This window comes from Pedococcus sp. P2_F6 (assembly GCF_056403675.1).
In genome coordinates this window covers 317,848-341,640 of sequence record NZ_JBFUEZ010000001.1, presented here as the reverse complement: position 1 = coordinate 341,640, position 23,793 = coordinate 317,848, and the positions used below count along the sequence as shown (strand labels likewise).

Sequence of the window (23,793 nt, the reverse complement as noted above, 5' to 3'; positions counted from 1 at the left end):
GCTAGGCCAGCACGTGGTACTCGACCGCCAGCGCCACGAAGGCGCCGGCGAGCATCGACGGCCCGAACGCGATGTGCGAGCGCAGCCCGACCCGTTGCCCGACGAGCATGACGAGCGCGACCACCCCGCCCACGATGAAGCCCGCCAGCAGCGCCACGACGGCGTGCCCCACCCCGAGCCACCCCAGCAGGAGCCCGATGAGCCCGGACAGCTTGACGTCGCCGAAACCCAGCGAGCTCGGGGAGACGAACGCGAGGACGAAGTACAGGACGTACAGGGCGGCCATGCACACGAGCGCCCGCACCAGGGCCCGCCAGTCGCCCAGGCCGGCGGTGGCGACGACCACCAGCACCAGCAGGGCCGGGTAGGCGGGCAGGACCAGTCCGTCCGGCAGGCGGTGCACGTCCGCGTCGATCCACACCAGCCCGACGGCCAACCACGCGAACAGCAGGTATGCCGGGGCGGCGGCCCAGCCCGCGAGGTCACCGATCCGCCAGCCCACCAGTGCCCAGAGCAGGGCCAGCGCGACCGCGGGCCACCACCAGTGCCGTGGCGGGGCTCCGGCCTCGTCGGACTCGATGCGGTAGCCCGCCTCGGCCAGCGACCGTCCCGTCACCGCTCCGAGGCCTGCCCCCGCCACGGCCAGCAGGACGACCACCCAGGCCGCGACGCCCGAGCCGTTGGCGAGCTCGATCATCGGCCGAGCGCCTGTCGCCCGGCGGCGTACATCGCCTGGACGGGCGCCTGCTCACCGGTGAACAGGCGGAACTGCTCGGCAGCCTGGTAGACCAGCATGTCGAGGCCGGACACCACGTCCATGCCCACGGCGGCGGCGGCGCGGGCCAACGGGGTCGGCCAGTCGGCGTACACGACGTCCATGAGGGTGCCATGTCGTCTGCCGACGCCCAGTGCCTGGGCAGCCACCTCACCCGCTGCCGGCGGAAGGGTGCTGATCACGAGTCCGCCGCGGTGGCCCCTGCCCCACGACGCCAGTGGGACGACCTCCACCGCGATCCCGGCATGCACCGCGAGCCTCAGGGTCTCGGGCCGGGGTTCAGCGCGCACAGCGAGCCTCATCCGCTCCACCCCCAGCGCACCGAGGGCGATGACGGCCGAGCGCGCGGTGGCGCCCCCGCCGAGCATGGTCGCCACACCACCGTGGTCGATGTCCGCCAGCGACGCCTCGATCCCCCGGACGTCGGTGTTGTGGGCGTCCCACCCGCCGTCCTGGCGGCGCACCAGCGTGTTGACCGCACCAGTGACGCGAGCGGTCTCGGTCACGGTCGTGGCCACGGTGAAGGCGACCTCCTTGAGCGGCATGGTGAGGCTGAGCCCCCGCCACGAGTCGTCGAGACCAGCCACCCACTCGGAGAGCTCAAGCTCGCGGACCTCGTGCGCGGCATACGTCCAGTCGGCGAGGCCCAACGTGCGGTAGCCGGCACGGTGCAACACCGGTGACAGGGAGTGCGCCACCGGTGATCCGAGGACCGCCGCGCGGCGCGGGTCAGCCACCGCCCTCGCACTTCGGCTTGTTGGCGTCGCACCACTCCTGGCGCTGGGCGTTGTTGCGGTCGTGCTCGGCCTGGGTCACGGCGAAGAGCGTCTCGCCGGTGTCGTAGTTGACGGTCACGAAGTAGAACCACGGCCCCGGGGTGGGGTGGGCGGCTGCTTCGATGGCCTTGGCGCCCGGGCTGCTGATCGGGCCCGGGGGCAGGCCCTTGAAGGCGTAGGTGTCGTAGCGGCTGGACTTCGCGGAGTCGTACTCGGTCTTGGTCAGGTTGCCCCGCTTCTGCAGGGCGAAGTTGACCGTCGAGTCCATCTGCAGCAGCCCGACCGTCGGGCCGTTCGGGTTGTCGAGGCGGTTCTCGACGACGCGGGCGACCTTGCCGCGGTCGGCGACCCCGGCCTCGCCCTCGACGATCGAGGCCACGATGAGGGTCTTCTGGAAGTCGGCTTCGCTGACCCCGGCCTTCTCGAGCTGGGCGACCGCCTGGGCCACCATGATCTTGAGCTGCTGCGTGGCCGTCGCCTTGACGGGGAACTCGTACGTCGCGGGGTACAGGTAGCCCTCGACGTTGCCCTTGGCGCCCGCCGGGAGCCCAAGGGCCTGGGGGTTCTTCGCCGCCGCCGTGTACTCCGCGACGGGTACGCCCGTGCCCTTGGACAAGGCCGCGAACACCTCGCTCTTCCACAGTCCCTCACGCACCGTGACCCGGGGGACGCTGCGGTTCTTGGAGTCCACGAGGATCGCGAGCGCCGCCTTGGCGGACATCTGCTTCTTCATCGTGTAGCTGCCCGGCTGGATCGCGGCCGCCCGTGTGTCGGCCGCAGCGGCGTCGAGGTACGCCTTGGCCGTCTTGACCACGTCGGCCTTCTGCAGGGTCGCGCCGATGGCGCGCCCCGTGTCGCCGTCGTTGACGACGATCTGCACCTCGCCGGTGCCCGGCCCCGGGTAGTCGTTGCTCTCGAGGAACCCCTCGACCATCGGACGCAACACCGTGTATGCCGCGAACGCGGCCACCGCGACGATCACCAGCGCCACGAACAGGCATCCGGTGCGACGCCCCCTGCGGCGCGGTCGGCGCGTGGCGCGACGACGGTCCGCTCGGCTGCGGACCTCGGGCTGGCTGCCGTGCGCGTCCTCGTGCCCCCCGAAGATCGAGTGCTCCAAGTGGGGGTCGGTCATCGCCGCCTGTCCTTCGTCCTGGGCTTGCGCCCACCTGTCCTGACCAGCTCCCCGGGCGGTCGCCCGGAGTTGCGCTCCGTGTCGAGGGCGGCCTGCAGGATGAGGACTGCAGCAGCCTGGTCGACGACCGAGCGCTGCCGCCGACCGTCGACCCCACTCTCGCGGAGGTTGCGGTGGGCATCGACCGTCGTGAGTCGCTCGTCGACCAGACGGACGGGCACGGGGGCGATGCGCACCGACAGCCGCCCAGCATACGTGCGGGCGGTCTCTGCGGCGGCCCCTTCCCCGCCTGCGAGGGTGCGGGGCAGCCCGACCACGACCTCGACGGCCTCCAGCTCGGTCACGATGCCGGCCACTTCCTCGAGGTCGGTCGGTGCGTCAGCGGTGTCGTCGGGATCGCGCGCCACGGTCCGCACCGGCGTCGCCAGCAGGGCGGACGGGTCACTCGCCGCGACGCCGACACGCACGCTGCCGACGTCGATGCCCACCCGCCGGCCGGGGCGGGTGGGCATCGAGGTCGAGGTGGACTGGTTCACCCAGGTCCCTGGGTCGCCGCCTGCACGGCACGGTCGATCTGCCCGAGCGCCTCGCCGGTGCGGCTGGGGTCGGTGCCACCGCCCTGCGCCAGGTCGTCCTTGCCGCCTCCGCCGCCGCCGAGGGTCTGGGCCGCCAGGCGCACGAGCGCTCCCGCCTTGACTCCCCGGTCGCGAGCGCCTGCGTTGGTGGCCACCACGATGGCCGGGCGACCACTGGCCACTCCCGTCAGGGCCACGACTGCCGGGGCTGCGTCGCCGAGGCGGCCCCGCAGGTCCAGCACCATCGTGCGCAGGTCGTCGGCGGTCGTCCCGTCGCCGGCATCGTGCGTCAGCACCCGGACGCCGTCGACGTCGTGGGCGTACCCGACCAGCTTGCCGGTCGCCGCCTGGACCTGTTCCCGGCGCAGCTTCTCCAGCTCGCGCTCGGCGTCGCGGACGCGCGCCACGAGCGCGGCAACCCGCTCCTTGAGCTCGCCCGGCTGCACCTTGACGATGTCCGTGAGCTCGGCGACCAGGGCTCGCTCCTTGGCGAGGTAGTGCAGCGCGTCCATGCCGACGAAGGCCTCGAGACGTCGCACACCCGATCCCACCGACGACTCGCCGGTGACTGTCAGCGCGCCGATCTGGCTCGAGTGCCCGACATGCGTGCCACCGCAGAGCTCGCGCGACCAGGGGCCGCCGATCTCGATCACACGGACCTGCTCGTCGTACGTCTCGCCGAACAACGCGAGCGCGCCGAACTTCCGCGCCTCCGGCAGGGTCATGTACTGGGCGGAGACGGGGAGGTCCTGGCGGACGGCGAGGTTCGCGACCTCCTCGATCTCGCTGCGGGTCTCGGGCGACAGGCCCTGCCCCCACGCGAAGTCGAGCCGCAGGTAGCCGGGCTTGTTGTAGGAGCCGGACTGGAGGGCCGTGGGGCCGAGCACCTGACGCAGGGCCGCGTGCACGACGTGGGTGCCCGAGTGGGCCTGGCAGGCCGAGATGCGCCAGTCGGCGTCCACCTCGGCAGACACGTCCTGACCGGTCCGCAGCGGACCGGTGAGCACCTCGACGGTGTGCGCCACCAGGCCCTTGACGGGGCGCTGGACGTCGACGACCTTGAGGTGCGCGCCGTCGGCGGTGATGACACCCTCGTCCGCGATCTGGCCACCGGACTCGGCATAGAACGGGGTGCGGTCGAGCACGACCTGGCCCCGCTGGCCCGGCTCGAGCTCCTCGACGCGCTCGCCGTCCACGACGATCCCGAGCACCCTCGCGTCGCTGGTCAGCTCCTGGTAGGCACGCCAGTCGGTCGCGCCGAGCGCTCGCAGGTCCTTCCAGACCTCGGTGTTGGCGTGGCCGCCCTTCTTGGCCTTGGCGTCGTCCTTGGCTCGGTTGCGCTGCTCCTCCATCAGCCGGGTGAAGCCCGCACGGTCCACCGTGAGGCCCTGCTCGGAGGCCATCTCCAGAGTCAGGTCGATGGGGAAGCCGTAGGTGTCGTGAAGTCGGAACGCCTGGTCCGCGGGCAGCTCGTCCGTCTTCACAATCGAGGCGGTCTCTTCGACGGAGAGGGTGCCGGTGTCGCCGGCCTTGATCTTCGCGATCGCGGTGTCGAGGATGGTCGTGCCGGAGGCGAGGGTGCGACGGAAGGCCTCCTCCTCGGCATACGCGATCTGGGAGATGCGGTCGAAGCCCGCCTCGAGCTCGGGGTAGGAGTTCTTCATCCGCTCGACGGAGACCGGCAGCAGCAGCGGCAGGCTGGGCTCGTCATACCCGAGCAGGCGCATCGAACGCACCGCTCGGCGCAGCATGCGGCGCAGCACGTAGCCGCGGCCCTCGTTGCCGGGGGTCACGCCGTCACCGATGAGCATCAGCGACGACCGCACGTGGTCGGCGACGACCCGCAGCCGGACGTCGTCGGGGTGCGACTCGCTGGCCGCGTGGCCGGAGTGCGCGCCGTACTTCTTGCCGGTGAGCTCGGCCGCGCGGTCGAGGACGGGGTAGACCTCGTCGATCTCGTAGAGGTTGTCGACCCCCTGGAGCAGGGTCGCCATCCGCTCGAGACCCATGCCGGTGTCGATGTTCTTCTTCGGCAGCTCACCGGAGATGTCGAAGTCGTCCTTGGCGCGGACCGCGGACAGCTCGTACTGCATGAAGACGAGGTTCCAGAACTCGAGGTAGCGGTCCTCGTCGACGGCCGGGCCACCCTCGCGCCCGTACTCCGGCCCGCGGTCGAGGTAGAGCTCACTGCACGGGCCACCAGGGCCGGGCACACCCATGTGCCAGTAGTTGTCGAGCTTGCCGCGCCGGGTGATCCGCTCCGCGGGGATGCCGATCATCCGGTGCCACAGGTCGTAGGCCTCGTCGTCGTCCTCGTAGACGGTGGGCCAGATCTTGTCGGGGTCCAGGCCGTAGCCACCCTGCCCCTGGGGCGTCGTGATGAGGTCCCACGCGAACTGGATGGCGCCTTCCTTGAAGTAGTCGCCGAACGAGAAGTTGCCGTTCATCTGGAAGAACGTGCCGTGGCGGGAGGTCTTGCCGACCTCTTCGATGTCCCCCGTGCGGACACACTTCTGCACCGACGTGGCGCGGTCCCACTGCGGAGCCTGCTGTCCCAGGAAGTACGGCTTGAACGGCACCATGCCGGCGTTGACGAACAACAGGTTGGGGTCGTCATAGACGAGCGGCGACGAGGGGACGATCGTGTGGCCCTTGCTCTCGTAGAACGAGAGAAAGCGGCGCCTGATCTCGGCGGTTTCCATGAAAGTACTCAGTCCTTAGGCGCATGCGGGGCCACCGACGGGCCGGCATGACGAATCGTACGGGCAAACAACAGGGGTGTGCCGGGGCGACGGCGCGGGTGCGCCAACGCCCCTATGAAGCTCGTCCGCCCCGGGGGCCCGTGGGGTCGTCCAGCAGGGCCCGCGCCGAGGCAGCGTCGAGGCGTGCCGCGCTCGCCTCGGGGTCGTCGGCGGTGCCGGCATCGATGCCCAGCGCCAGACGCAGCTCGCCCTCGCGCTCGGCCATGCCCTCGCGGACGGCGGCTGCGAGCTCGCGCAGGCCGTCGCCGAAGTCGGCCAGCCCGTGCGCGACCCCGGTCGGCGTGTAGGCCTCGGCGGCCTTGCTGACCTTGCGCACGGCATACACACCGGCTGCGGCGCCCAGCGCCACCCAGAACAGACGTGCCACGGTGATCAGCCCCTGCGGCGGCGACGGCCGCCAGCGCTGCGGGTGTTCTTGGCACCCAAGGCCGATCGGACCCCGTACGTGAAGGCTGCGACCTTCACGACCGGCGAGCCGAGCGTGGCCGCGAACAGGGCGGTGAGCGCGCTGGCGTTCGTGGTGATCGCCGAGACGTTGGTCGTGATGCCGTCGACCCGGGCCAGCTGCTCGTTGGTCAGGCTGACGGTGTCGGTGAGCTTGAGCAGGGTCGGCTGGACGTTCTCCGTGGTGCTGCGCAGGCTGACCCTCGTCTCGTCGAGGATCTTGCCGGCCTTGCCGATGACGCTGCCCAGTCGGAAGACGAGGAACGCAAAGGCCAGCGCCGCGATGGTGCCCGCGATGTCGCCCAAACTCACTGAATCCATGCGGGCACCCTACCCCGCACCCGACGGCGTCACGAGCGGCGGATGCGGGACTTCAGCCACTCCCACCGGGGGCCGAGGCGCTCCTCGAAACCGCGGTCGGTCGGCCGGTAGTAGTCGGTCCCGCCCTGCAGGTCGTCGGGCAGGTAGTCCTGACGCGCGACCCCGTCGGGCTCGGTGTGGGCGTAGACGTAGCCGTCGCCGTGCCCCAACCGGGTCGCACCGGCATACCCGCTGCCGCGCAGCGAGGGCGGCACCGCCCCACCTCGGCCGGCGCGGATGTCGGCGATGGCCTCGTTGATGCCGGTGTACGCCGCGTTGCTCTTGGGTGCGAGGGCGTTGTGGACCACGGCCTGGGCGAGGATGATCCGCGCCTCCGGCATCCCGATCTGCGCGACAGCGTGCATGGCGGCAACGGCGGTCTGCAGCGCGGTGGGGTCGGCCATCCCGACGTCCTCCGACGCTGCGATGACGATGCGGCGCGCGATGAACCGCGGGTCCTCCCCTGCTTCGAGCATGCGGGCGAGGTAGTGCAGCGCGGCATCCACGTCTGAGCCCCGCATGGACTTGATCAGGGCCGAGGCGACGTCGTAGTGCTGGTCGCCGGTGCGGTCGTACCGCACGCTCGCGAACGCCACCGCCTGCTCGGTGTGCGCGAGCGTGATCTCGACAGGGCCGTCCACCTCGGCGCCAGCGGGTATGCCGTCCTGCGCCACTCCCGCAGCCGCCTCCAGCGCCGTGAGGGCTCGTCGGGCGTCACCGCCGGAGATCCGCACGAGGTGAGCCGTCGCGTCGTCGGCCAGGGCGTACTCCCCCGCCAACCCACGCTCGTCGGCGATCGCGGCCGCGAGGACGTCGGCCACCTCCTCGTCGGACAGGGACGTCAGGGTGATGAGCATCGAGCGGGACAGCAGCGGCGCGATGATCGAGAAGGACGGGTTCTCCGTGGTGGCCGCGACGAGGATGACCTGCCTGGTCTCGACGCCGGGCAGCAAGGCGTCCTGCTGGGCCTTGGTGAACCGGTGGATCTCGTCGAGGAAGAGCACCGTCTGGCGGTCGTACAGGTCGCGCTCCCGCGCGGCCTGGTCCATGACGGCACGGACGTCCTTGACGCCGGCGGTCACGGCCGACAGCTCGACGAACCGGCGGTCTGCGGCCGTCGCGACGAGGTGCGCGAGGGTCGTCTTGCCCGTGCCGGGCGGGCCCCAGATGATCGCGCTGAGCGCCCCCGCCGATCCGCCGGACCCCTCGATCAGCCGACGCAACGGGCTCCCGGGCCGAAGCACGTCGGACTGACCGCGGACCTCATCCAGCGATCGCGGCCGCATGCGGACGGCCAGGGGTGGCAGGGAGGCACCCGACGGCATGCCGTCGCCGTCCCGAACGGACGCGGCCACACCGAACAGGTCGTCGTCGGCACCAGTTCCCACGGGTGGCAGGCTATCCCCCGTGACCGACGCGCCCGACCACGCCAACCCGGCCACCAGTCACCCCGACCGATCCGCGTCCGCCCTCTCCCACCTCGGCGGCCTCGTGGGGCGCCACCCGAAGACCGTCATCGTGGTCTGGCTGGTGGCCGTCGTCGCGGCCTTCGCGGGGGCCACCGGTGCTTTCGGGAACCAGTCGTTGTTCGACCGCCTGCAGTCCGGCGAGCCGTCCGTCGCCGGGGAGAACCTCCAGGGTCGCGACCAGCTCGTGGCCGCGGGCCGGTCGGCCACGTCGACCTACATCCTCCAGGTGACCGGGGCCGATGCCGCCGCGCCCTCGGCAGTCGCGGCCGTCCGCTCCGCAGCCGAGGCGATCGGTCGCATCGACGGGGTGGCCTCGGTCGCCGCGCCGCAGCTCGTGCCCACAGGGCTGGACAGCCCCGCCTCCAAGGCGCTGCTGCCGACCTCCGGGGACGGGTTCGCAGTGGTGGTGAGTTTCGAGCGCGGGCTCACGGGCGAGGAGCGCGACCGGACTCAGACCCAGGTCGACAAGCAGTTCCACTCCCTCGTCGCCTCCGTGCCCGGCGCCAAGGGCACGACGGGTGGGCTGTCCGACCTCATCGAGGCGATCACGTCCCAGGTGGAGGTCGACCTGCGGGCCGGCGAGGGGATCGCGCTACCGATCAGCTTCCTGGTGATGGTGCTCGTCTTCGGTGGTTTCGTGGCAGCCGGGATGCCGATCATCGGGGCGATCGCCTCCATCGCCGGCGCGCTCGGGTCGCTGCTCGGGTTCTCGCACGTCATCGACCTCGACGCCACCGTCGTCAACGTCGTCACGGTCCTCGGGCTGGGCCTGTGCATCGACTACGGGCTCCTCACGGTCAGCCGCTTCCGCGAGGAGCTGCGCAGCCGGGTGCAGGGTCGCCCTGCGGCCGAGATCACGCGCGACGAGGTTCTCGCGTCGGTGGCCCGCACCGTGGACTCGGCCGGCCGGACCGTCGTCTTCTCCGGCCTGACCGTCGCGATCTCCCTCGGCGGCCTGCTCGTGTTCGAGGCGTCGATCCTCAAGGCCATCGGCTCCGCCGGCCTCTCGGTGGTCCTCGTGGCCATGCTCGTGGCCCTCACCCTGGTCCCTGCGCTCTGCGTCGTCGGGGCGCGACGACTGCTGAGGCGCGGCACCGAGCAGGCCCCCGACGAGGGCGTCTTCTCCCGCCTCGCCACCCGCGTGTTCCGTCATCCGCTGCTCGTCATCGTCGCCGTGCTCGCCGTCCTCGGAACCCTTGCCGCCCCCGCCCTCCACCTCCGCCTGACCTCCTCCGGCAAGGAGCTGCTGCCGGTCAGCGCACCGCAGCGTGAGTTCTTCACGGCGCTCGAACGCCACTACCCCCAGCTGTCCGGTCCCGACGTCGAGGTGGTCGCCCAGGCGGGGCTCCAGCAGACCCAGTCGTATGCCGCCTCGCTCCCCGTCGTCGACGGGCAGCGCCTCACCGGCCGGGTCGAGAGCGTCAACGCCGGTCTGACCGTCGTCGAGATCGACACCCCGGGCGGCGCGCTCGACGACGGCGCGCGTGACGCCGTGACCGCGCTGCGGGCCGACCGCCCGGACTTCCCCACCACGGTGATCGGTGAGGCCTCGGGCCTGCGGGACTTCACCGACTCACTGCGCGAACGCGCGCCCATCGCCTTCGCGCTGGTGGCCCTCGCCACCCTCGTCCTGCTGTTCCTCATGACCGGGTCGGTCGTCATCCCGATCAAGGCCCTGCTCATGAACGTCGTGTCACTCGGCGCCAGCCTGGGTGTCGTCGTGTGGATCTTCCAGCAGGCTCACCTCGAGGGGCTCTTGCACTTCGACTCGGTCGGGGCGATCGAGTCGACGATCCCGATGCTCGTGCTGGCCTTCGGATTCGGGCTGTCGATGGACTACGAGGTCTTCCTGCTGTCCCGCATCGTCGAGCTGCACGAGCGAGGCGTCGGCAACGACCAGGCCGTCATCGCGGGTCTGCAGCGGTCGGGACGGATCATCACGTCCGCGGCGGTGCTCGTCGTCATTGTCTTCTCCGGGTTCGTCGCCGGGCAGCTGCTCGTCATCAAGGAGACCGGCGTCGGCCTCGCCGTGGCGGTGCTGCTCGACGCGACCCTCGTCCGGATGCTGCTCGTGCCCGCCACGATGGCGCTGCTCGGAGACTGGAACTGGTGGGCGCCCCGGGGGCTGCGGCGCTGGCACGCCCGCTTCGGGATCACCGAATGACGTTGCGGCAGATCACGTCCCACGATGCCCTCCTCGACGCCACCGGTGGCAGCGCGTTCATCCGCTACGACATCCCGTCGCCGTTGGAAGGGACCGGCTACTCGCTCGGTGACGCCGTGGCCCTCCCCCGGCGCACCCACACCCGCCGGCTCGGGATGCTGGTCCTGGGACCCACCTCGCACGTCGGGCGACTCGTCGGCGAGATGCTCACCGAGGGCGTCCTTCCCCCAGAGCTGCGGTCCGTCACGGTCCAGAGGGGGTCCCTGGCGGCCGTTGCCGCACACCTGCGGCTCACCGAGGGCAACGAGTGGGAGTGGCTGTGTGCCGCAAGCGCACCGCTGGAGGTCCCCGCCGAGTCCGGTCTGGTCACCCTGGAGGACACAGACCTCGGCGAGATCCGCGACCTCCTCGACGTGGCCAACCCGGGCACCGACGCGCGGCCCTTCGAGTTCCCCGACCAGCACTGGGTCGGGGCCCGCAACGGGTCGGGTCGCCTCGTCGCGTGCGGCGTCAGCGAACCCAACGTCGCGGGCTGGCCCGTCCTCTCCGGCATCACCGTCCACCCCGACCACCGCGGGACCGGGCTGGGACTAGCCGTCACGGCATACCTCACCCGGGAGGCGGTCCGCGAGCGCGGAGTCTGCACCCTCGGGATGTACTCCGACAACGCCGTGGCGCGCCGGCTCTACACCGGGCTCGGCTACGGCGACGTGCACGAGTGGTCGAGCCGCCGGCTGGCCGACTGACCACACCGGGCCTCGACCTGCGCGAACGCTGCTGATGTGCCTACATTCGTCCTGACCCAGCAGCGCTGACGAGAGGACTGACATGGCCACCGTGTCCAACGGCGACGTCGAGATCCACTACGAGGACAGCGGCGGCTCCGGCCGTCCGGTCGTCCTGATCCACGGTTGGCCACTCAGCGGTGCCTCGTGGTCCACGCTGACGCCGGCTCTCAGTGACGAGGGCTACCGCGTGATCACCTACGACCGCCGCGGTTTCGGCCAGTCCGGCAAGCCAGGACCCGCCTCCTCCTACGACTACGACACCCTCACCGGCGACCTCGACGTCCTGATGACCGAGCTCGACCTGCAGGACGCCAGCCTCGTGGGGTTCTCGATGGGCGGCGGCGAGGTGGCGCGGTACGTCGGGACCAACGGCGAGGACCGCGTCCACAGCGTCGTGTTCGCGGCGGCCATCCCCCCGTGCCTGCTGAAGGACGACGACCACCCTGACGGCGCCCTCGACCTCGACACGGTCAGCGGCATGCAGGGCCAGCTCCGCGAAGACCCCAGCGGGTTCCTCGACGGGTTCCTGACGAACTTCTTCAGCGCCGACGGCGACCTCAAGGTCACCGAGGAACAGCGCCAGGAGGCGCTCGCCCTCGCCGCCCAGGCCGACGTCCATGCCGCGGCCGAGTGCATCCGCTCATGGGTCACCGACTTCTCGCCCGACCTGTCCAGGGTCAGCGTCCCCACCCTCGTCCTCCACGGCGACAGCGACGCCATCGTGCCGTTCGAGGTCTCGGGTCACCGCACCCACGAGGCCGTGACGGGCAGCGAGCTCGTCGTCCTCGAGGGTGGGCCCCACGGGATCTTCGCCAGCCACACGCAGGAGTTCAACGCGGCCGTCGTCGCCTTCCTCGCGAAGTAGCCCACCACCACTCGCGTCCAGGTCAGGTGACGTTGGCGGGGTCGTACATCTTCTGCTCGACCAGGACCATCCAGTTGCCAGAGTTGTCGCGGCACACGGCCTCGACACCGTAGGGGCGGTCGGTCGGCGGCTGGATGAACTCGACCCCCTTGGCGACCAGCTCCTCGTGGGTCTTGCGGCAGTCGTCGACGTTGAGCCCGAGGCCGTTGAGGCCACCGGCGTCCTGGGCCCGCTTCATCGCCTCGACCAGGTCGGCATCCATCGGCGGGCCGGGGATGGCGAGGTTGACGAGCAGCTCGGGCTGCGACGGGTGGATGACTGTGCACCAGCGGTAGCCGTCGCCGAGGGTGATGTCGTCCTTCTCCTCGAATCCGAGGACATCGGTGTAGAACTTCTTTGCGTCGTCCTGGTTCTTGACGAAGACACTGACGATGGCGATGTTGTTGATCATGCTCGGAGCCTAGGAGCCGTCGGGTCGGGGTGCTTCTCCTCGATTGCGGACTGCTCTGCCACCGTGACGGTCGACCGCTCCGCGAGGCCCCACATGAAGACGTAGCAGCCCGGGATGTGCGGCGCGCCGGCGACGGCATACCGCGCCTGGAACTGCGACGGCGTCTCCCCCACAACCGCCTTGAACCGGCTCGAGAACGAGCCGAGGGACGCAAACCCGACCGCGAAGCAGACCTCGGTCACCGACAGGCCGGTCGCCCGCAGCAGGTCCTGGGCGCGCTCGATACGACGCTGGGAGACGTACTCCCCCGGCGTGAGCCCGTAGGTCGCCTTGAACAGCCTCAGGAAGTGGTACTTGCTCAGCCCCGCCACGGCGGCAAGGGACTCGACATCGACCGGGTCGGCGTAGCAGCGGTCCGCGTGGTCCCGCGCCCGGCGCAGGTGCACGAGCACGTCGCCGGGGGCCCGCAGTGCCTTGTCGCCCACGCGGCCATTGTGCTGGTATGCCGCCCGCTCGAGGTGAGCGGGCGGCATCCGGATAGTGCGTGGTGAGACCTCAGGACCCCGTGCCGACCTTGTCCGTGTCGACCTTCGCGTCGACCGCCTTGGCCTCGGGCGAGGCGTCGACCCCGGCCTCCTTGCGCTGTTCGGGCGTGATCGGCGCGGGAGCCGCCGTCAGCGGGTCGTAGCCGCCACCGGACTTGGGGAAGGCGATGACGTCGCGGATCGAGTCGGTGCCGGCCAGCAGCGAGACGATGCGGTCCCAGCCGAAGGCGATGCCACCGTGCGGCGGGGCGCCGAAGGCGAACGCGTCGAGCAGGAAGCCGAACTTCTCCTGCGCCTCCTCCTGCGACAGACCCATGACCTTGAACACCCGCTCCTGCACGTCGCGGCGGTGGATACGGATGGACCCGCCGCCGATCTCGTTGCCGTTGCAGACCATGTCGTAGGCGTACGCCAGCGCGGGGCCGGGGTCGGTGTCGAAGGTGTCGAGGAACTCGGCCTTGGGCGAGGTGAACGCGTGGTGCACCGCGGTCCAGGCGCCGGCGCCCACTGCGACGTCGCCGGCGGCGACCGCCTCGGACGACGGCTCGAACAGCGGGGCGTCGAGCACCCACAGGAACGACCAGGCGTCCTCGTCGATGAGGTCGCAGCGCCGGCCGATCTCGAGGCGCGCGGCACCGAGCAGGGCGCGGGAGGACTTGGTCGCACCCGCGGCGAAGAAGATGCAGTCGCCGGGCTGGGCACCCACGTGGGCGGCGAGGCCGGCACGCTCGGAGTCGGACAGGTTCTTGGCGACCGGCCCGCCGAGCTCCCCGTCCTCCTGGACGAGGACGTAGGCCAGACCCTTGGCGCCGCGGCTCTTGGCCCAGTCCTGCCAGGCGTCGAGCTGCTTGCGCGGCTGGGAGGCTCCGCCGGGCATGACGACGGCGCCGACGTACTCCGACTGGAACACCCGGAAGGGGGTGTCCTTGAAGTAGTCGGTGCACTCGACGAGCTCGGTGCCGAACCGCAGGTCGGGCTTGTCGGATCCGAACCGACGCATCGCCTCGCCGTAGGTCATCTGAAGGAACGGCGTCTGGAGCTCCACCCCGATGAGCTTCCAGACCTCGCGGACGACCTCCTCGCCGAGCTCGAGCACGTCCGCCTGCTCGACGAACGACATCTCGATGTCGAGCTGGGTGAACTCGGGCTGGCGGTCGGCGCGGAAGTCCTCGTCGCGGTAGCAGCGCGCGATCTGGTAGTACCGCTCCATCCCCGCGACCATGAGCAGCTGCTTGAACAGCTGGGGGCTCTGCGGCAGGGCGTACCAGGACCCCGGTGCGAGGCGCGCGGGGACCAGGAAGTCGCGGGCGCCCTCGGGCGTGGAGCGCGTCAGGGTCGGCGTCTCGATCTCGATGAAGTCGCGAGCGCCGAGCACGGAGCGGGCGGCGGCGTTGACGCGCGACCGCAGCCGGATGGCGCTGCCGGCCGAGGAGGCACCGGGGCGACGCAGGTCGAGGTAGCGGTGCTTGAGGCGGGCCTCTTCGCCCACCGTGACGCGCTCGTCGATCTGGAACGGCAGAGGGGCCGAGGCGTTGAGCACCTCGATCTCACCGGCGATGACCTCGATCTCACCTGTCGGCAGGTCGGGGTTGGCGTTGCCCTCCGGGCGTGCCTTGACCTCACCCACGACGCGCACGCAGTACTCGTTGCGCAGGTCGTGGGCTCCCCCCTCGTCGAGAACCTCGTCGCGGACGACCACCTGGGCCACGCCGCTGGCGTCGCGCAGATCGAGGAACGCCACTCCACCGTGATCGCGCCGACGGGCAACCCAGCCCGTGAGCGTGACGGTCTGGCCGGAGTGGTCGGCACGCAGGGTGCCGGCCTCATGGGTGCGGAGCACGAGAGATCCTTCGATTCGAGCGGGTGGTGAACCCGGCCATCCTACGGACCGGGCCACGCGGCATACGAATCGGTTTGCTGCGTCGGCAGCTCAGCCCGCGACGTCCCTCTCGACGTCCCTCTCGACGTCTCCCACGATGTCCCCGTCGACATAGACCCAGCGGCCAGCCCGCCGCACGAAGTGGCTGCGTTCGCGCAGCACCCCCTCGGAGTGGGCCGCCTCGAACTCCACCTCGCCGCTCTGATCCCCTTCGCGGCCGTCGGCAGTTGCCAGCACGGTCAGCCCGAGCCACTGCGGTCCCCGGTCGAGCTCGAGGGCCGCAGGACGCGTTCGGGGGTGCCAGGTGCGCGTGAGGTAGGCCTCGTCCCGCACCACGAAGGCACAGTAGCGGCTGCGCATGAGCTCGACCGCGGTCGTGGCCGCCCGCTGGCCGTCGTGCAGTGGCCCGCAGCAGCCGGCATACGGCCGGCCGCTCCCGCAGGGGCACCCGGTCGTGGCGCCCGTCCCGAAGACGCCCACTCAGGCCACCGGCTGTGCGCAGGCGCGGCTGGTCGCGAACGGTCGCTTGCGGCAGGGAGCCGGGATCGGGTGGGTCATGGGGTCACGCTAACGCAGCGCGATCCCGCTGGCCTCTTGCCGCCGGGCCACGTCACGAGGCCCTGCACCGGACCGCTCACCACACCCGGCCGATCCGACTACCCCCGGAATGCCGGGTGGCTCGGCCACGGGGCGTCGTGCGCCCGGAGCGTGGCCCAGTCCAGGTCCCGTGCCGCGAGGGCAGCGAGGACCGCGATCGCGATCGTGGCGTTGGTGACGCGGCCGGCGAGGACCGCGTCGCGCACCTCTTCGAGCGGGGCCCAGCGCACCGGCATACCGAGCTCCTCGCCATCTCTGGCATGGCGCTCGGACTCGGGAACGCGGGTGAGGTCGCGCGCGAGGTAGATCCGCAGGGCCTCGTCGAGGCCGCCTGGTGAGCTGACGTAGTCGGCGAGCACGTGCCAGGTCGCGGCGGTCAGGTCGGCTTCCTCGTGCAGCTCGCGAGCGGCACCCACGTGGGGCGGTTCCCCCGCGACGTCGAGGAGCCCGGCCGGGATCTCCCATTCGAAGGACCGCACCGGGTGCCGGTACTGCTGGATGAGGCAGAGCCGACCCTCGTCGTCGAGGGCGGCCACGGCCACTGCGCCGGGGTGACGGACGTACTCGCGGGTCACCTCGCCGGCCTCACCGAGGTCGACGCGGTCGCGCACGACGTCCCAGACCAGCCCGTGCATGACCACCTCGGAGTGGCGCACCGGCAGGGCCTCGTGGCGGTCGGCGAGCTCTCCCGGGGCGCCGGACCCCCCGTGTCCCTCGCTCACGCGGAGGCGTCGACCGTGCTGCGCGGTCGCTCGACCTCGACCAGCCGCGCCGCACGCTGGGCGTTGATGGCGGCCTCGACCAGTCCCGCGAACAACGGATGGGCCCGGTGCGGTCGGGACTTGAACTCGGGGTGCGCCTGCGTGGAGACGTAGTAGGGGTGCACCTCGCGGGGCAGCTCCACGAACTCGACGAGGTTGTCGTCCGGCGACAGGCCGGAGAAGACCAGCCCGGCCTCTTCGAGCTGAGCTCGGTAGCCGTTGTTGACCTCGTAGCGGTGCCGGTGCCGCTCGTCGACCGCCACGGCGCCGTAGGCCTCCGCGATGACTGATCCCTCGGCGAGCTTGGCCGGGTAGGAACCGAGGCGCATGGTGCCGCCGAGGTCTCCCGCGCCCTCGACGAAAGCCTTCTGCTCCTCCATCGTCGCAATGACCGGAGCAGGCGTCTGGGGGTCGAACTCGGTCGAGCTGGCGCCGGCGATGCCGGCGACGTTCCGGGCGTACTCGATGACCATGCACTGCAGCCCGAGGCAGATGCCCAGCGTCGGGACCTGGCGCTCGCGGGCCCACCGGAGGGCACCGAGCTTGCCCTCGATGCCGCGAACTCCGAAGCCGCCCGGCACGAGGACGGCGTCGACCCCGCCGAGGGCCTTCTGGGCGCCGGACTCGGTCTGGCACTCGTCGCTGGCGACCCAGCGGATCGAGACCTTGGCGTCGTGGTGGAACCCGCCGGCCCGCATGGCCTCGGTGACCGACAGGTAGGCGTCCGGCAGGTCGATGTACTTGCCGACGAGGGCGATCTCGACGGTGTGCTCGGGGCTGTGCACCCGCCGCAGCAGCTCGTCCCAGTCGTGCCAGTCGACGTCACGGAAGTTCAGGCCGAGGCGACGGATGACGTAGGCGTCGAGCCCCTCCTTGTGCAGGACCTTCGGGATGTCGTAGATGCTCGGGGCGTCGACGGCCGCGGCGCAGGCCTCGGTGTCGACGTCGCACATCAGCGAGATCTTGCGCTTGATGCCGTCCGGGATCTCGCGGTCCGCACGCAGCACGAGCCCGTCAGGCTGGATGCCGACCTGCCGCAGCGCGGCAACGGAGTGCTGGGTGGGCTTGGTCTTGAGCTCGCCGCTCGGGGCGAGGTAGGGCACCAGCGAGACGTGCAGGAAGAAGACGTTGTCGCGGCCCACGTCATGGCGGACCTGGCGAGCGGCCTCGAGGAAGGGCAGCGACTCGATGTCGCCGACCGTGCCGCCGATCTCGGTGATGATGATGTCGGGAGCCTCGGACCGCGAGACCCCGGGGCTGCCGGCCGCCTGGGCCCGCATGCGCTCCTTGATCTCGTTGGTGATGTGCGGGATCACCTGGACGGTGTCGCCGAGGTACTCCCCGCGCCGCTCCTTGGCGATCACCTGGTTGTAGATCTGCCCCGTCGTGACGTTCGCCCTGCCCACGAGGTTGCTGTCGAGGAAGCGCTCGTAGTGACCGATGTCGAGGTCCGTCTCGGCGCCGTCGTCGGTCACGAAGACCTCACCGTGCTGGAACGGGTTCATCGTGCCCGGATCCACGTTGAGATAGGGATCGAGCTTCTGCATCGTCACCCGCAGACCGCGAGCACGGAGCAGATGTCCGAGGCTGGAGGCGGTCAGTCCCTTGCCCAGAGAAGAGGCAACGCCGCCGGTTACGAAGATGTGTTTCGTCTGTTCCACCACGGGGTTCAAGCCTACGTCATCCCGGGCAGGGCTGAGTACCAGTCGTGCCAGCGACTCGCCGTGGCTTTGCCGTCGTCCCACGATGTGGCGCGCTCCCGGCCGGCCCTGGAGGCGGTATGCCGTGCGGCTGGGTCCGTGAGATAGCGCTCCACGGCGCCTGCGAGGGCCGAGGGGTCGCCCACGGGCACGAGGGTGCCCACGCCCGCCACGAGGTCCCTGAGGCCGCCGGTGTCGGTGGCCACGACCGGCACGCCCGCCGCCATGGCCTCCTGCACGACCAGGGCGCGTGCCTCCCAGCGGCTCGGGAGCACGAAGACCTCAGCCGCACGCAGCCAGCGCTCGGGCTCGGCCTGCGACCCGACGAAGTGGACCGGCGCACCGACGGCTTCGGCCCTCAGCCGCAGCCCGCGGAGCAGGCCGTCCTCACCATCACCCACGACCACCCACACCGCAGGTGGCGCAGGTTTCTCACCCATTCGGACCGATACCGAGGCCGCGGCGTCGACCAGGGTCTCGAGGTCCTTCTGCGGGGCGATCCTGGCGATGGTCACCATCAGCGGGACGCCAGCCGCGGTCTCGATTCCGTTGTCCCGCAGCAGATCCACCGCCAACGCTCCGCGTTCGTCATCGCCCGGCGGCTCGTGGGTGAGCAGCCCGGGCACCCGCGGCGACGGCACCGGCGCGAGGCGTGGCTGGTGCGCGCCATGGCGTCGAGCCTCGTCGACGAGGTCGCCGCTGGCGCCGGTGACCAGGGTGGCACGACGAGCGACGAAGCGCTGGACCGTCGTCGAGACGCGACCACGCAGACCGCCCGTGGTCAGGACGGCGTTGTGCTGGCTCACCACCACCGGGGTGCGCGTCCCGACGGCGACCAGGGTCGCCACCAGACCAGCCTGGTGCCCGTGGGCGTGCACGACCTCGGCACCCCGGATGAGGCGGCGCAGCCGCCACAGGTGGCGCAGTGAGCCGATCACCCCGGCTGCCCGGCCAGGCCACCACAGCCGTGCCTGCGCGATGCCGAACCTGTCGGCGGTCAGCTGGTCGGTGACGAGGCTGACATCGTCGCCCAGCTGGCGCAGCCCCTGCGCAAGGTCGACAGCATGGGTCCCGATGCCGCCGGTGCTGCGCCCGATGAGCATCACGACCTTCACAGCTCGCTCCCTCGGCGCCGACTGCGGCCACGCTCGCGCAGTGCCTGCATGGCCTTGCGGTCGGCCACCATCATCACGCCCAGGTAGGCCACCAGCGTCACCAGCCCGGTCAGCAGACCGCTGCCCAGGGCCGACCACAGGGAGTCCGGCGACAGGCCTCTCGCCACGGTGTCGCCCACTGCGAGGCCGACCGCCACCGCCACGACGGCAGCCCCGAGCGTCCGGCCCGAGCCCTGGACGGCCTCGGCGCCCCAGGCCCTGCGGACCAGCAGGGCCAGCAGGACGGCCGAGACGGTCATGCCGAGGGTCGAGCCGACGCCGAGCAGGCCCAACGTGGTGCCGGCACCCGAGCTCTCAGGGATGAGCGCGATGGGGATGAGTGCGGCCAGGGCCCACCCGGCCGCCACGGCCAGGGCCGCATGGAGCGGGCGGCCTCGGACATAGAGAGCGCGGGTCAGCAGCGCGGCCACCGAGAAGCCCACGAGTCCGGGTGCGTAGGCCGACAGGGCACCGGGCAACGCTGCCAGGGCGGCGGCCCCACCGGCGTTGGCCGCGCTGTCGAACGAACCGAAGAACACCCCGACCGGGCGGGCGACGGCCATCAGCACGGTGACCGCGCCGGCCGTGAGCAGCAGGATCCCCCTGAGGGCGCCTGCCAGGGTGTCGCGCGCGGAGGTCCCGACCTGCTCCTGCAGCTCCTCGGCGGCGCTGGTGTGGGCCAGCGCGGGAAAGGCAGACGTCGCGATCGGGACGGCCAGCACGGCATACGGGAGCAGGTAGACCGCCTGGACGTAGGTGTAGACGTTGACGACACCGGTGTCGATGGTGCGCGGCGCGTGGGTGAGCCACAACGTCGCCGCGACCGCGGTCTGCTGTGCGACGAGGGCGAGGACGCCCGCAGCGGCGAGCGAGCCGGCGCGGCGGGCCACGCCGGCGGGAAAGGTGAACGTGGGTCTGAGGCGTACCCCGGCCCGCACGGCGGGCACGAGCAGCGGCAGGCTCAGCACGACTACGCCGAGCGTGGTGCCACCCGCCAGCACCCACATCGCACCGGTGGACAGGTCCGCGGGGGTGGTCCCGGGCGCGGCCGCGAACCGGTAGGCGACGTAGGCGCTGATGACCACGAGGCTGGACAGCAGGGGCGCCAGTGCTGCGGCGAGGAACCTGCGGTGGGCCTGCAGCACCCCCGCCAGCACGACGCCGACACCGTAGAGCGCCACCTGAGGCGCGAACACCACGAGCATCGTGGTGCCGAGCTCGGCGGCGCCGGCCACCCTGCTCTTGCGGAACAGGAGGTCGCTGATCCACGGTGCCGACAGCGCCAGCAGGGCCGACAGGGGCACCAGCACGGAGACCGCCCAGGTCAGGAGGGCCGACGCGGTGCGGTCGGCGTCCTCGCTGCGACCGGAGGCGAGCTGTCCGGCGATGAGGGGCACGGCGACGGCCGCCAGGGCCCCACCGGCGGCGACCTCGTAGACGACGTTCGGGAGCATGTTGACGGTCTGGTAGGTGTCGCCCACCCCACCGGCGCCGACGGTGCGCGAGAACACGATGGTGCGCCCGAAACCAGCCAGCCGGGCGAGCAGCGTCACGACCGCGATCACTGCCGCGGCCCTGGCGACCGAGGTGCCGACCGACCTCGCCGTCATCGGCGGCACCGCATCATCGACGACCCAGGGCGTCCAGCTGGCGCAGCACCGGGGTGGACTCGATGACCTGGGTGAAGGACACCTTCTCGGAGGCCAGGGTCAGGGCGGTCAGGGCGCCGAGTGCGACCCATCGCCCCCGCCTGCCGGTGCGCTGGACGAGTGCGGTGCCGAGCAGTGCTCCGGCGCTGTTGGCCCCGGTGTCACCCAGCATCGCCTCACCGGAGAGATCGGGACCCAGAAGCCCCACGGCGGCGCCGGCCGCGGCGCCCGCGGCAGCCCCTGAAAGCCGTGACGTCGCGGTGAGCGCGCCGAGCAGGATCGTGGCCTTGAGGGCGCGGCCGGGGCGCAGGTCGAGCAGGTTGAGCAGGTTCGCCGTGCCCGCGATCACGGCGCCGCCCACGAGCGTGTCGACAGCCCCGGGTATGCCGCGTGCCCCGTTGGCGTCGGCAGCGCGCGAGGCCCGGTCGATGAGCGCGGCCGACACCAGGCCGGTGATGCCGAGGCCCACGATCTTCACTGCGCCGGTGGTGACCTCACCGCGGGCCAGGGCGCTCAAGTGACCCTTGAGACCCTTGCTGCTGGAGTCGCCGGCCAGGTCGTCGAGGCCGCCGAGTCCAGCCGAGGCCACGGCGGCCACCACGGGGCCTGGGCCGGCACCCAGCAGGGCTGACGCGCCCGCGGCTCCGACGGCATACGCAGGACCCTCGAGGAGGGTGACCGTGCGCCCTGCGTGGTTGGTGCGGTCCCAGGTGACTGACCCGCCCGGCGGGCGCTCGCGCAGCAGACGCAGGGCGGCGGCCGCGAGGGCGCCTGCCACGGCGCCGGACACCAGTGCACGCACGGCGGCTACTTGGTCGCCAGCTGGGGGAACGCGGCCGCGGCGTCGGACGCGAGGCCGTACTGTCCCGACTTGCCGGCCTCCTGCTCGAGCAGTCCGAAGACAAGGCTGGCCTGACCCATGGGGAGCTCGGCGTTGTCGACGGTGGACAGCACCTTGGCCTGGTCGCCGTCCTCACGGGCGGTGCTGATCACGGAGGTGGCGTTGGTCCCTCCCGACGCTGCGCTCTGGGCGATGAGGACCGCTCCGGCCCCCGCCCCGTCGAGCGCACCCGCCAGTCGGCTCAGGCCCGTCGCGCGCTGTTCGCGGGCCGTGGCGTCGGAACCGGTCACCGGTCCCGCCACGATGACGGCGATGGAGGACACCCCCACCTGGTCGGGGGTGTAGCGGATGAGGTCGCCCGTGCGCAGACCCTCGAGGGCTGCGGCGGCGCCCGCCGACGTCGAGCCCGCCTTGGCCAGCACCGACCGCGCGAGCACGTCGTTGACGACGTCCCCGCCGGACTGGTCCACAGGCACCCCGACCTGGCTGGCCAGCTGCTGGCCGAGGGTCGCCCGGAACGCGGCCTTGTCGGGGTCGATCCAGTTGTCCTGCACCGAGATCGTCGAGCCGACCACGGCACCTGCAATGGCCAGCGTGCCCTGCGTCGTCTTGACGAGGTTCGCGTCCGCACCGGGCAGCACGACGACAGTCACCGTCGTGCCCTTGAGCCGCTCCGCGAGCAGGCTGCGGTTGCTCGCGGAAGTGAACTCGTCACGGGCCTTGGTGCCCTTCTCGGCCACGTCGAGCTCACCCCGCAGCGCAGCCTTGTCGGCTCGCAGGTTCTTCACCTCTGAGGTGAGCGTGTTGCCGATGTCCTCCTTGAGCGGGCCGGCGCCGAGCACGATGCCCACAGCCAGGGCCATGAAGATCGAGACGATCGAGACGAGGTGGTAGCGAAAGTCGATCACGTGAGGATTCCTACGACGAAGGACCAGAAGTCGTCCCAGCGGGCGCCGAGCACCTGGAGGAACGCGCGCCCACCCGTCGTGGACCACAGCGCGGCGAGCAGGGCGCTGAGACCCACGAGCAACATGAGCGTGAGGGCAAGATTGGAGATGCGCGAGCGGTAGAGTCGGCTGACCCCCTTGGCGTCGATGAGCTTGCCACCCACGCGCAGCCTGGTGAGGAAGGTGCTGGCCATCCCGCTGCGACCCTTGTCGAGGAACTCGACCAGGGTGGCGTGGGTGCCGACGGCCACGATCAGCTCGGCACCCTTGTCATCGGCGAGCAGCATGGCGACGTCCTCGCTGGTCCCGGTGGCGGGGAAGACGACAGGTTCGACGCCCAGCCGCCGAACCCTCTCCAGCCCGGGGGCATTGCCGTCGCGGTAGGCGTGGACGACGATCTCGGCGCCGCAGCGCAATGTCGAGTCGGACACCGAGTCCATGTCGCCGACGACCAGGTCCGGCTTGAGCCCGACCTCGAGGAGCGCGTCGGCACCCCCGTCCACGCCGATGAGGACCGGACGGTACTCGCGGATGTAGCTGCGCAACATGCGCAGGTCTTCCTTGTAGTGGTAGCCGCGCACGACGATCAACGCGTGCCGACCGTCGATCTTGGTCGTGATGTCGGGGACACCGACACCGTCGAGCAGGAGGTCGCGCTCCCGGCGGAGGTACTCCATCGTGTTGGCTGCGAACGCCTCGAGCTGGACGGCCAGCCCAGCCCTGGCCTCGACCATGGACGACGCGACCAGCTCGTGGTCGAAGGCCTGGCCCTTGGCGACGACCTCGTCGCCCACCCAGATCTGGTCGCCCTCGATGCGGACCTGCTGACCTTCGTGCAGGTCGTGCATGACGTCCTTGCCGACGTTGTCGATCAGCGGGACGCCCGCGTCCACGAGAATCTCGGGCCCCAGGTTGGGGTAGCGCCCGGAGATCGACGGTGCCGCGTTGATCACCGCGGCCGGCCGACAGGCGAGCAACGCCTCGGCACTGACCTTGTCGATGTCCTGGTGGTCGATCACCGCGATCTCACCAGGTCGCAGGCGCTTGGTGAGGTTCTTGGTGCGGGCGTCCACGCGGACCAGCCCGCGTACCCCCGGGGTCTCGGGGTCGCGGGCGCGTTGGCGGGGGAACTTCAAAGGCATGGTGTTCCATCCTC

At 71.2% G+C, this 23,793-nt stretch carries 23 protein-coding genes; 4 read left to right on the top strand and 19 right to left on the bottom strand.

The genetic code is table 11. The annotated features are described in order from the left end of the window. Position 1: 1 nt before the first annotated feature. The 8 genes from AC1DWP_RS01605 to AC1DWP_RS01570 form a co-directional block, all read right to left on the bottom strand. Positions 2-697: a prepilin peptidase gene (locus AC1DWP_RS01605; RefSeq protein WP_477612699.1), complete on the bottom strand. Its 696-nt coding sequence runs from the start codon at positions 695-697 to the stop codon at positions 2-4. Beyond that, positions 694-1,512: a shikimate dehydrogenase gene (locus AC1DWP_RS01600; protein WP_477612698.1), complete on the bottom strand. Its 819-nt coding sequence runs from the start codon at positions 1,510-1,512 to the stop codon at positions 694-696. The genes AC1DWP_RS01605 and AC1DWP_RS01600 overlap by 4 nt, the downstream gene beginning before the upstream one ends. Beyond that, complete coding sequence (gene mltG / locus AC1DWP_RS01595; RefSeq protein ID WP_477612697.1) at positions 1,505-2,686, bottom strand: endolytic transglycosylase MltG; 1,182 nt, start codon at positions 2,684-2,686, stop codon at positions 1,505-1,507. Before mltG ends, AC1DWP_RS01600 begins: the two co-directional genes overlap by 8 nt. After that, entirely contained in the window at positions 2,683-3,198 is a 516-nt protein-coding gene (gene ruvX, locus AC1DWP_RS01590) for a Holliday junction resolvase RuvX (RefSeq protein ID WP_477613412.1), read from the bottom strand. The genes mltG and ruvX overlap by 4 nt, the downstream gene beginning before the upstream one ends. A gap of 20 nt (positions 3,199-3,218) precedes the next feature. After that, positions 3,219-5,963, bottom strand: a complete 2,745-nt coding sequence (gene alaS / locus AC1DWP_RS01585; RefSeq protein ID WP_477612696.1) for an alanine--tRNA ligase — start codon at positions 5,961-5,963, stop codon at positions 3,219-3,221. Between the two features lie 112 nt (positions 5,964-6,075). Further along, positions 6,076-6,390: a DUF6167 family protein gene (locus AC1DWP_RS01580; RefSeq protein WP_477612695.1), complete on the bottom strand. Its 315-nt coding sequence runs from the start codon at positions 6,388-6,390 to the stop codon at positions 6,076-6,078. Between the two features lie 5 nt (positions 6,391-6,395). Continuing rightward, complete coding sequence (locus AC1DWP_RS01575; protein ID WP_477613411.1) at positions 6,396-6,779, bottom strand: DUF948 domain-containing protein; 384 nt, start codon at positions 6,777-6,779, stop codon at positions 6,396-6,398. A gap of 38 nt (positions 6,780-6,817) precedes the next feature. After that, positions 6,818-8,152, bottom strand: a complete 1,335-nt coding sequence (locus AC1DWP_RS01570; RefSeq protein WP_477613410.1) for a replication-associated recombination protein A — start codon at positions 8,150-8,152, stop codon at positions 6,818-6,820. Positions 8,153-8,234: 82 nt separating this feature from the next. On the opposite strand from AC1DWP_RS01570, the gene AC1DWP_RS01565 reads away from it, so the two are divergent. The 3 genes from AC1DWP_RS01565 to AC1DWP_RS01555 all read left to right on the top strand — a co-directional run bounded on the left by AC1DWP_RS01565 (position 8,235) and on the right by AC1DWP_RS01555 (position 12,113). Continuing rightward, entirely contained in the window at positions 8,235-10,460 is a 2,226-nt protein-coding gene (locus AC1DWP_RS01565) for an MMPL family transporter (RefSeq protein WP_477612694.1), read from the top strand. Beyond that, positions 10,457-11,206, top strand: a complete 750-nt coding sequence (locus AC1DWP_RS01560) for a GNAT family N-acetyltransferase (RefSeq protein ID WP_477612693.1) — start codon at positions 10,457-10,459, stop codon at positions 11,204-11,206. The genes AC1DWP_RS01565 and AC1DWP_RS01560 overlap by 4 nt, the downstream gene beginning before the upstream one ends. Before the next feature lie 82 nt (positions 11,207-11,288). Continuing rightward, a complete protein-coding gene (locus AC1DWP_RS01555) occupies positions 11,289-12,113 on the top strand; it encodes an alpha/beta fold hydrolase (protein ID WP_477612692.1) in 825 nt (274 codons plus the stop codon). 22 nt (positions 12,114-12,135) lie between these two features. On the opposite strand, the gene AC1DWP_RS01550 is transcribed toward AC1DWP_RS01555, so the two are convergent. The 4 genes from AC1DWP_RS01550 to AC1DWP_RS01535 all read right to left on the bottom strand — a co-directional run bounded on the left by AC1DWP_RS01550 (position 12,136) and on the right by AC1DWP_RS01535 (position 15,348). Beyond that, a complete protein-coding gene (locus AC1DWP_RS01550) occupies positions 12,136-12,564 on the bottom strand; it encodes a VOC family protein (protein WP_477612691.1) in 429 nt (142 codons plus the stop codon). Further along, a complete protein-coding gene (locus AC1DWP_RS01545; RefSeq protein ID WP_477612690.1) occupies positions 12,561-13,097 on the bottom strand; it encodes a helix-turn-helix transcriptional regulator in 537 nt (178 codons plus the stop codon). The genes AC1DWP_RS01550 and AC1DWP_RS01545 overlap by 4 nt, the downstream gene beginning before the upstream one ends. Before the next feature lie 22 nt (positions 13,098-13,119). After that, positions 13,120-14,949, bottom strand: a complete 1,830-nt coding sequence (aspS, locus tag AC1DWP_RS01540) for an aspartate--tRNA ligase (protein WP_477612689.1) — start codon at positions 14,947-14,949, stop codon at positions 13,120-13,122. Positions 14,950-15,039: 90 nt separating this feature from the next. Next, positions 15,040-15,348, bottom strand: coding sequence for a YchJ family protein (locus AC1DWP_RS01535; RefSeq protein WP_477612688.1), 309 nt, complete (start codon positions 15,346-15,348; stop codon positions 15,040-15,042). Between AC1DWP_RS01535 and AC1DWP_RS01530 the strand changes: the two genes are divergently transcribed. After that, on the top strand, positions 15,347-15,559 hold the full coding sequence (locus AC1DWP_RS01530; protein WP_477612687.1) for a hypothetical protein: 213 nt from the start codon (positions 15,347-15,349) through the stop codon (positions 15,557-15,559). The two genes, AC1DWP_RS01535 and AC1DWP_RS01530, sit on opposite strands and share 2 nt — an antisense overlap. Before the next feature lie 85 nt (positions 15,560-15,644). Here the strand turns inward: AC1DWP_RS01530 and AC1DWP_RS01525 are convergent, their stop codons facing one another. Genes AC1DWP_RS01525 through steA form a run of 7 tightly spaced genes read right to left on the bottom strand, consistent with a single transcriptional unit; the run spans position 15,645 to position 23,779 of the window. Continuing rightward, positions 15,645-16,307, bottom strand: a complete 663-nt coding sequence (locus tag AC1DWP_RS01525) for an NUDIX domain-containing protein (RefSeq protein ID WP_477612686.1) — start codon at positions 16,305-16,307, stop codon at positions 15,645-15,647. Beyond that, positions 16,304-18,010 (bottom strand): CTP synthase, encoded by a 1,707-nt coding sequence (locus AC1DWP_RS01520; protein ID WP_477612685.1) that lies wholly within the window; start codon positions 18,008-18,010, stop codon positions 16,304-16,306. Before AC1DWP_RS01520 ends, AC1DWP_RS01525 begins: the two co-directional genes overlap by 4 nt. Positions 18,011-18,021: 11 nt before the next feature. Then, positions 18,022-19,161: a glycosyltransferase family 4 protein gene (locus AC1DWP_RS01515; RefSeq protein ID WP_477612684.1), complete on the bottom strand. Its 1,140-nt coding sequence runs from the start codon at positions 19,159-19,161 to the stop codon at positions 18,022-18,024. Further along, positions 19,158-20,810 (bottom strand): murein biosynthesis integral membrane protein MurJ, encoded by a 1,653-nt coding sequence (gene murJ / locus AC1DWP_RS01510; RefSeq protein WP_477612683.1) that lies wholly within the window; start codon positions 20,808-20,810, stop codon positions 19,158-19,160. The genes AC1DWP_RS01515 and murJ overlap by 4 nt, the downstream gene beginning before the upstream one ends. A 13-nt stretch (positions 20,811-20,823) precedes the next feature. Next, positions 20,824-21,651, bottom strand: a complete 828-nt coding sequence (locus AC1DWP_RS01505; protein WP_477612682.1) for a hypothetical protein — start codon at positions 21,649-21,651, stop codon at positions 20,824-20,826. Between the two features lie 5 nt (positions 21,652-21,656). Continuing rightward, positions 21,657-22,598, bottom strand: coding sequence for a copper transporter (locus AC1DWP_RS01500; RefSeq protein WP_477612681.1), 942 nt, complete (start codon positions 22,596-22,598; stop codon positions 21,657-21,659). Beyond that, entirely contained in the window at positions 22,595-23,779 is a 1,185-nt protein-coding gene (gene steA / locus AC1DWP_RS01495) for a putative cytokinetic ring protein SteA (protein ID WP_477612680.1), read from the bottom strand. Before steA ends, AC1DWP_RS01500 begins: the two co-directional genes overlap by 4 nt. Between the last annotated feature and the right edge of the window lie 14 nt (positions 23,780-23,793).

Excerpts from the sequence above, each read along its gene's own strand:
- alaS (WP_477612696.1), bottom strand. The coding sequence starts at position 5,963 with ATGGAAACCGCCGAGATCAGGCGCCGCTTTCTCTCGTTCTACGAGAGC.
- murJ (WP_477612683.1), bottom strand. The coding sequence starts at position 20,810 with ATGACGGCGAGGTCGGTCGGCACCTCGGTCGCCAGGGCCGCGGCAGTG.
- AC1DWP_RS01550 (WP_477612691.1), bottom strand. The coding sequence starts at position 12,564 with ATGATCAACAACATCGCCATCGTCAGTGTCTTCGTCAAGAACCAGGAC.
- AC1DWP_RS01530 (WP_477612687.1), top strand. The coding sequence starts at position 15,347 with ATGAGCTCGACCGCGGTCGTGGCCGCCCGCTGGCCGTCGTGCAGTGGC.
- AC1DWP_RS01545 (WP_477612690.1), bottom strand. The coding sequence starts at position 13,097 with ATGCCGCCCGCTCACCTCGAGCGGGCGGCATACCAGCACAATGGCCGC.
- AC1DWP_RS01555 (WP_477612692.1), top strand. The coding sequence starts at position 11,289 with ATGGCCACCGTGTCCAACGGCGACGTCGAGATCCACTACGAGGACAGC.
- steA (WP_477612680.1), bottom strand. The coding sequence starts at position 23,779 with ATGCCTTTGAAGTTCCCCCGCCAACGCGCCCGCGACCCCGAGACCCCG.
- AC1DWP_RS01560 (WP_477612693.1), top strand. The coding sequence starts at position 10,457 with ATGACGTTGCGGCAGATCACGTCCCACGATGCCCTCCTCGACGCCACC.
- AC1DWP_RS01605 (WP_477612699.1), bottom strand. The coding sequence starts at position 697 with ATGATCGAGCTCGCCAACGGCTCGGGCGTCGCGGCCTGGGTGGTCGTC.
- AC1DWP_RS01570 (WP_477613410.1), bottom strand. The coding sequence starts at position 8,152 with ATGCCGTCGGGTGCCTCCCTGCCACCCCTGGCCGTCCGCATGCGGCCG.
- AC1DWP_RS01535 (WP_477612688.1), bottom strand. The coding sequence starts at position 15,348 with ATGCGCAGCCGCTACTGTGCCTTCGTGGTGCGGGACGAGGCCTACCTC.
- ruvX (WP_477613412.1), bottom strand. The coding sequence starts at position 3,198 with ATGCCCACCCGCCCCGGCCGGCGGGTGGGCATCGACGTCGGCAGCGTG.
- mltG (WP_477612697.1), bottom strand. The coding sequence starts at position 2,686 with ATGACCGACCCCCACTTGGAGCACTCGATCTTCGGGGGGCACGAGGAC.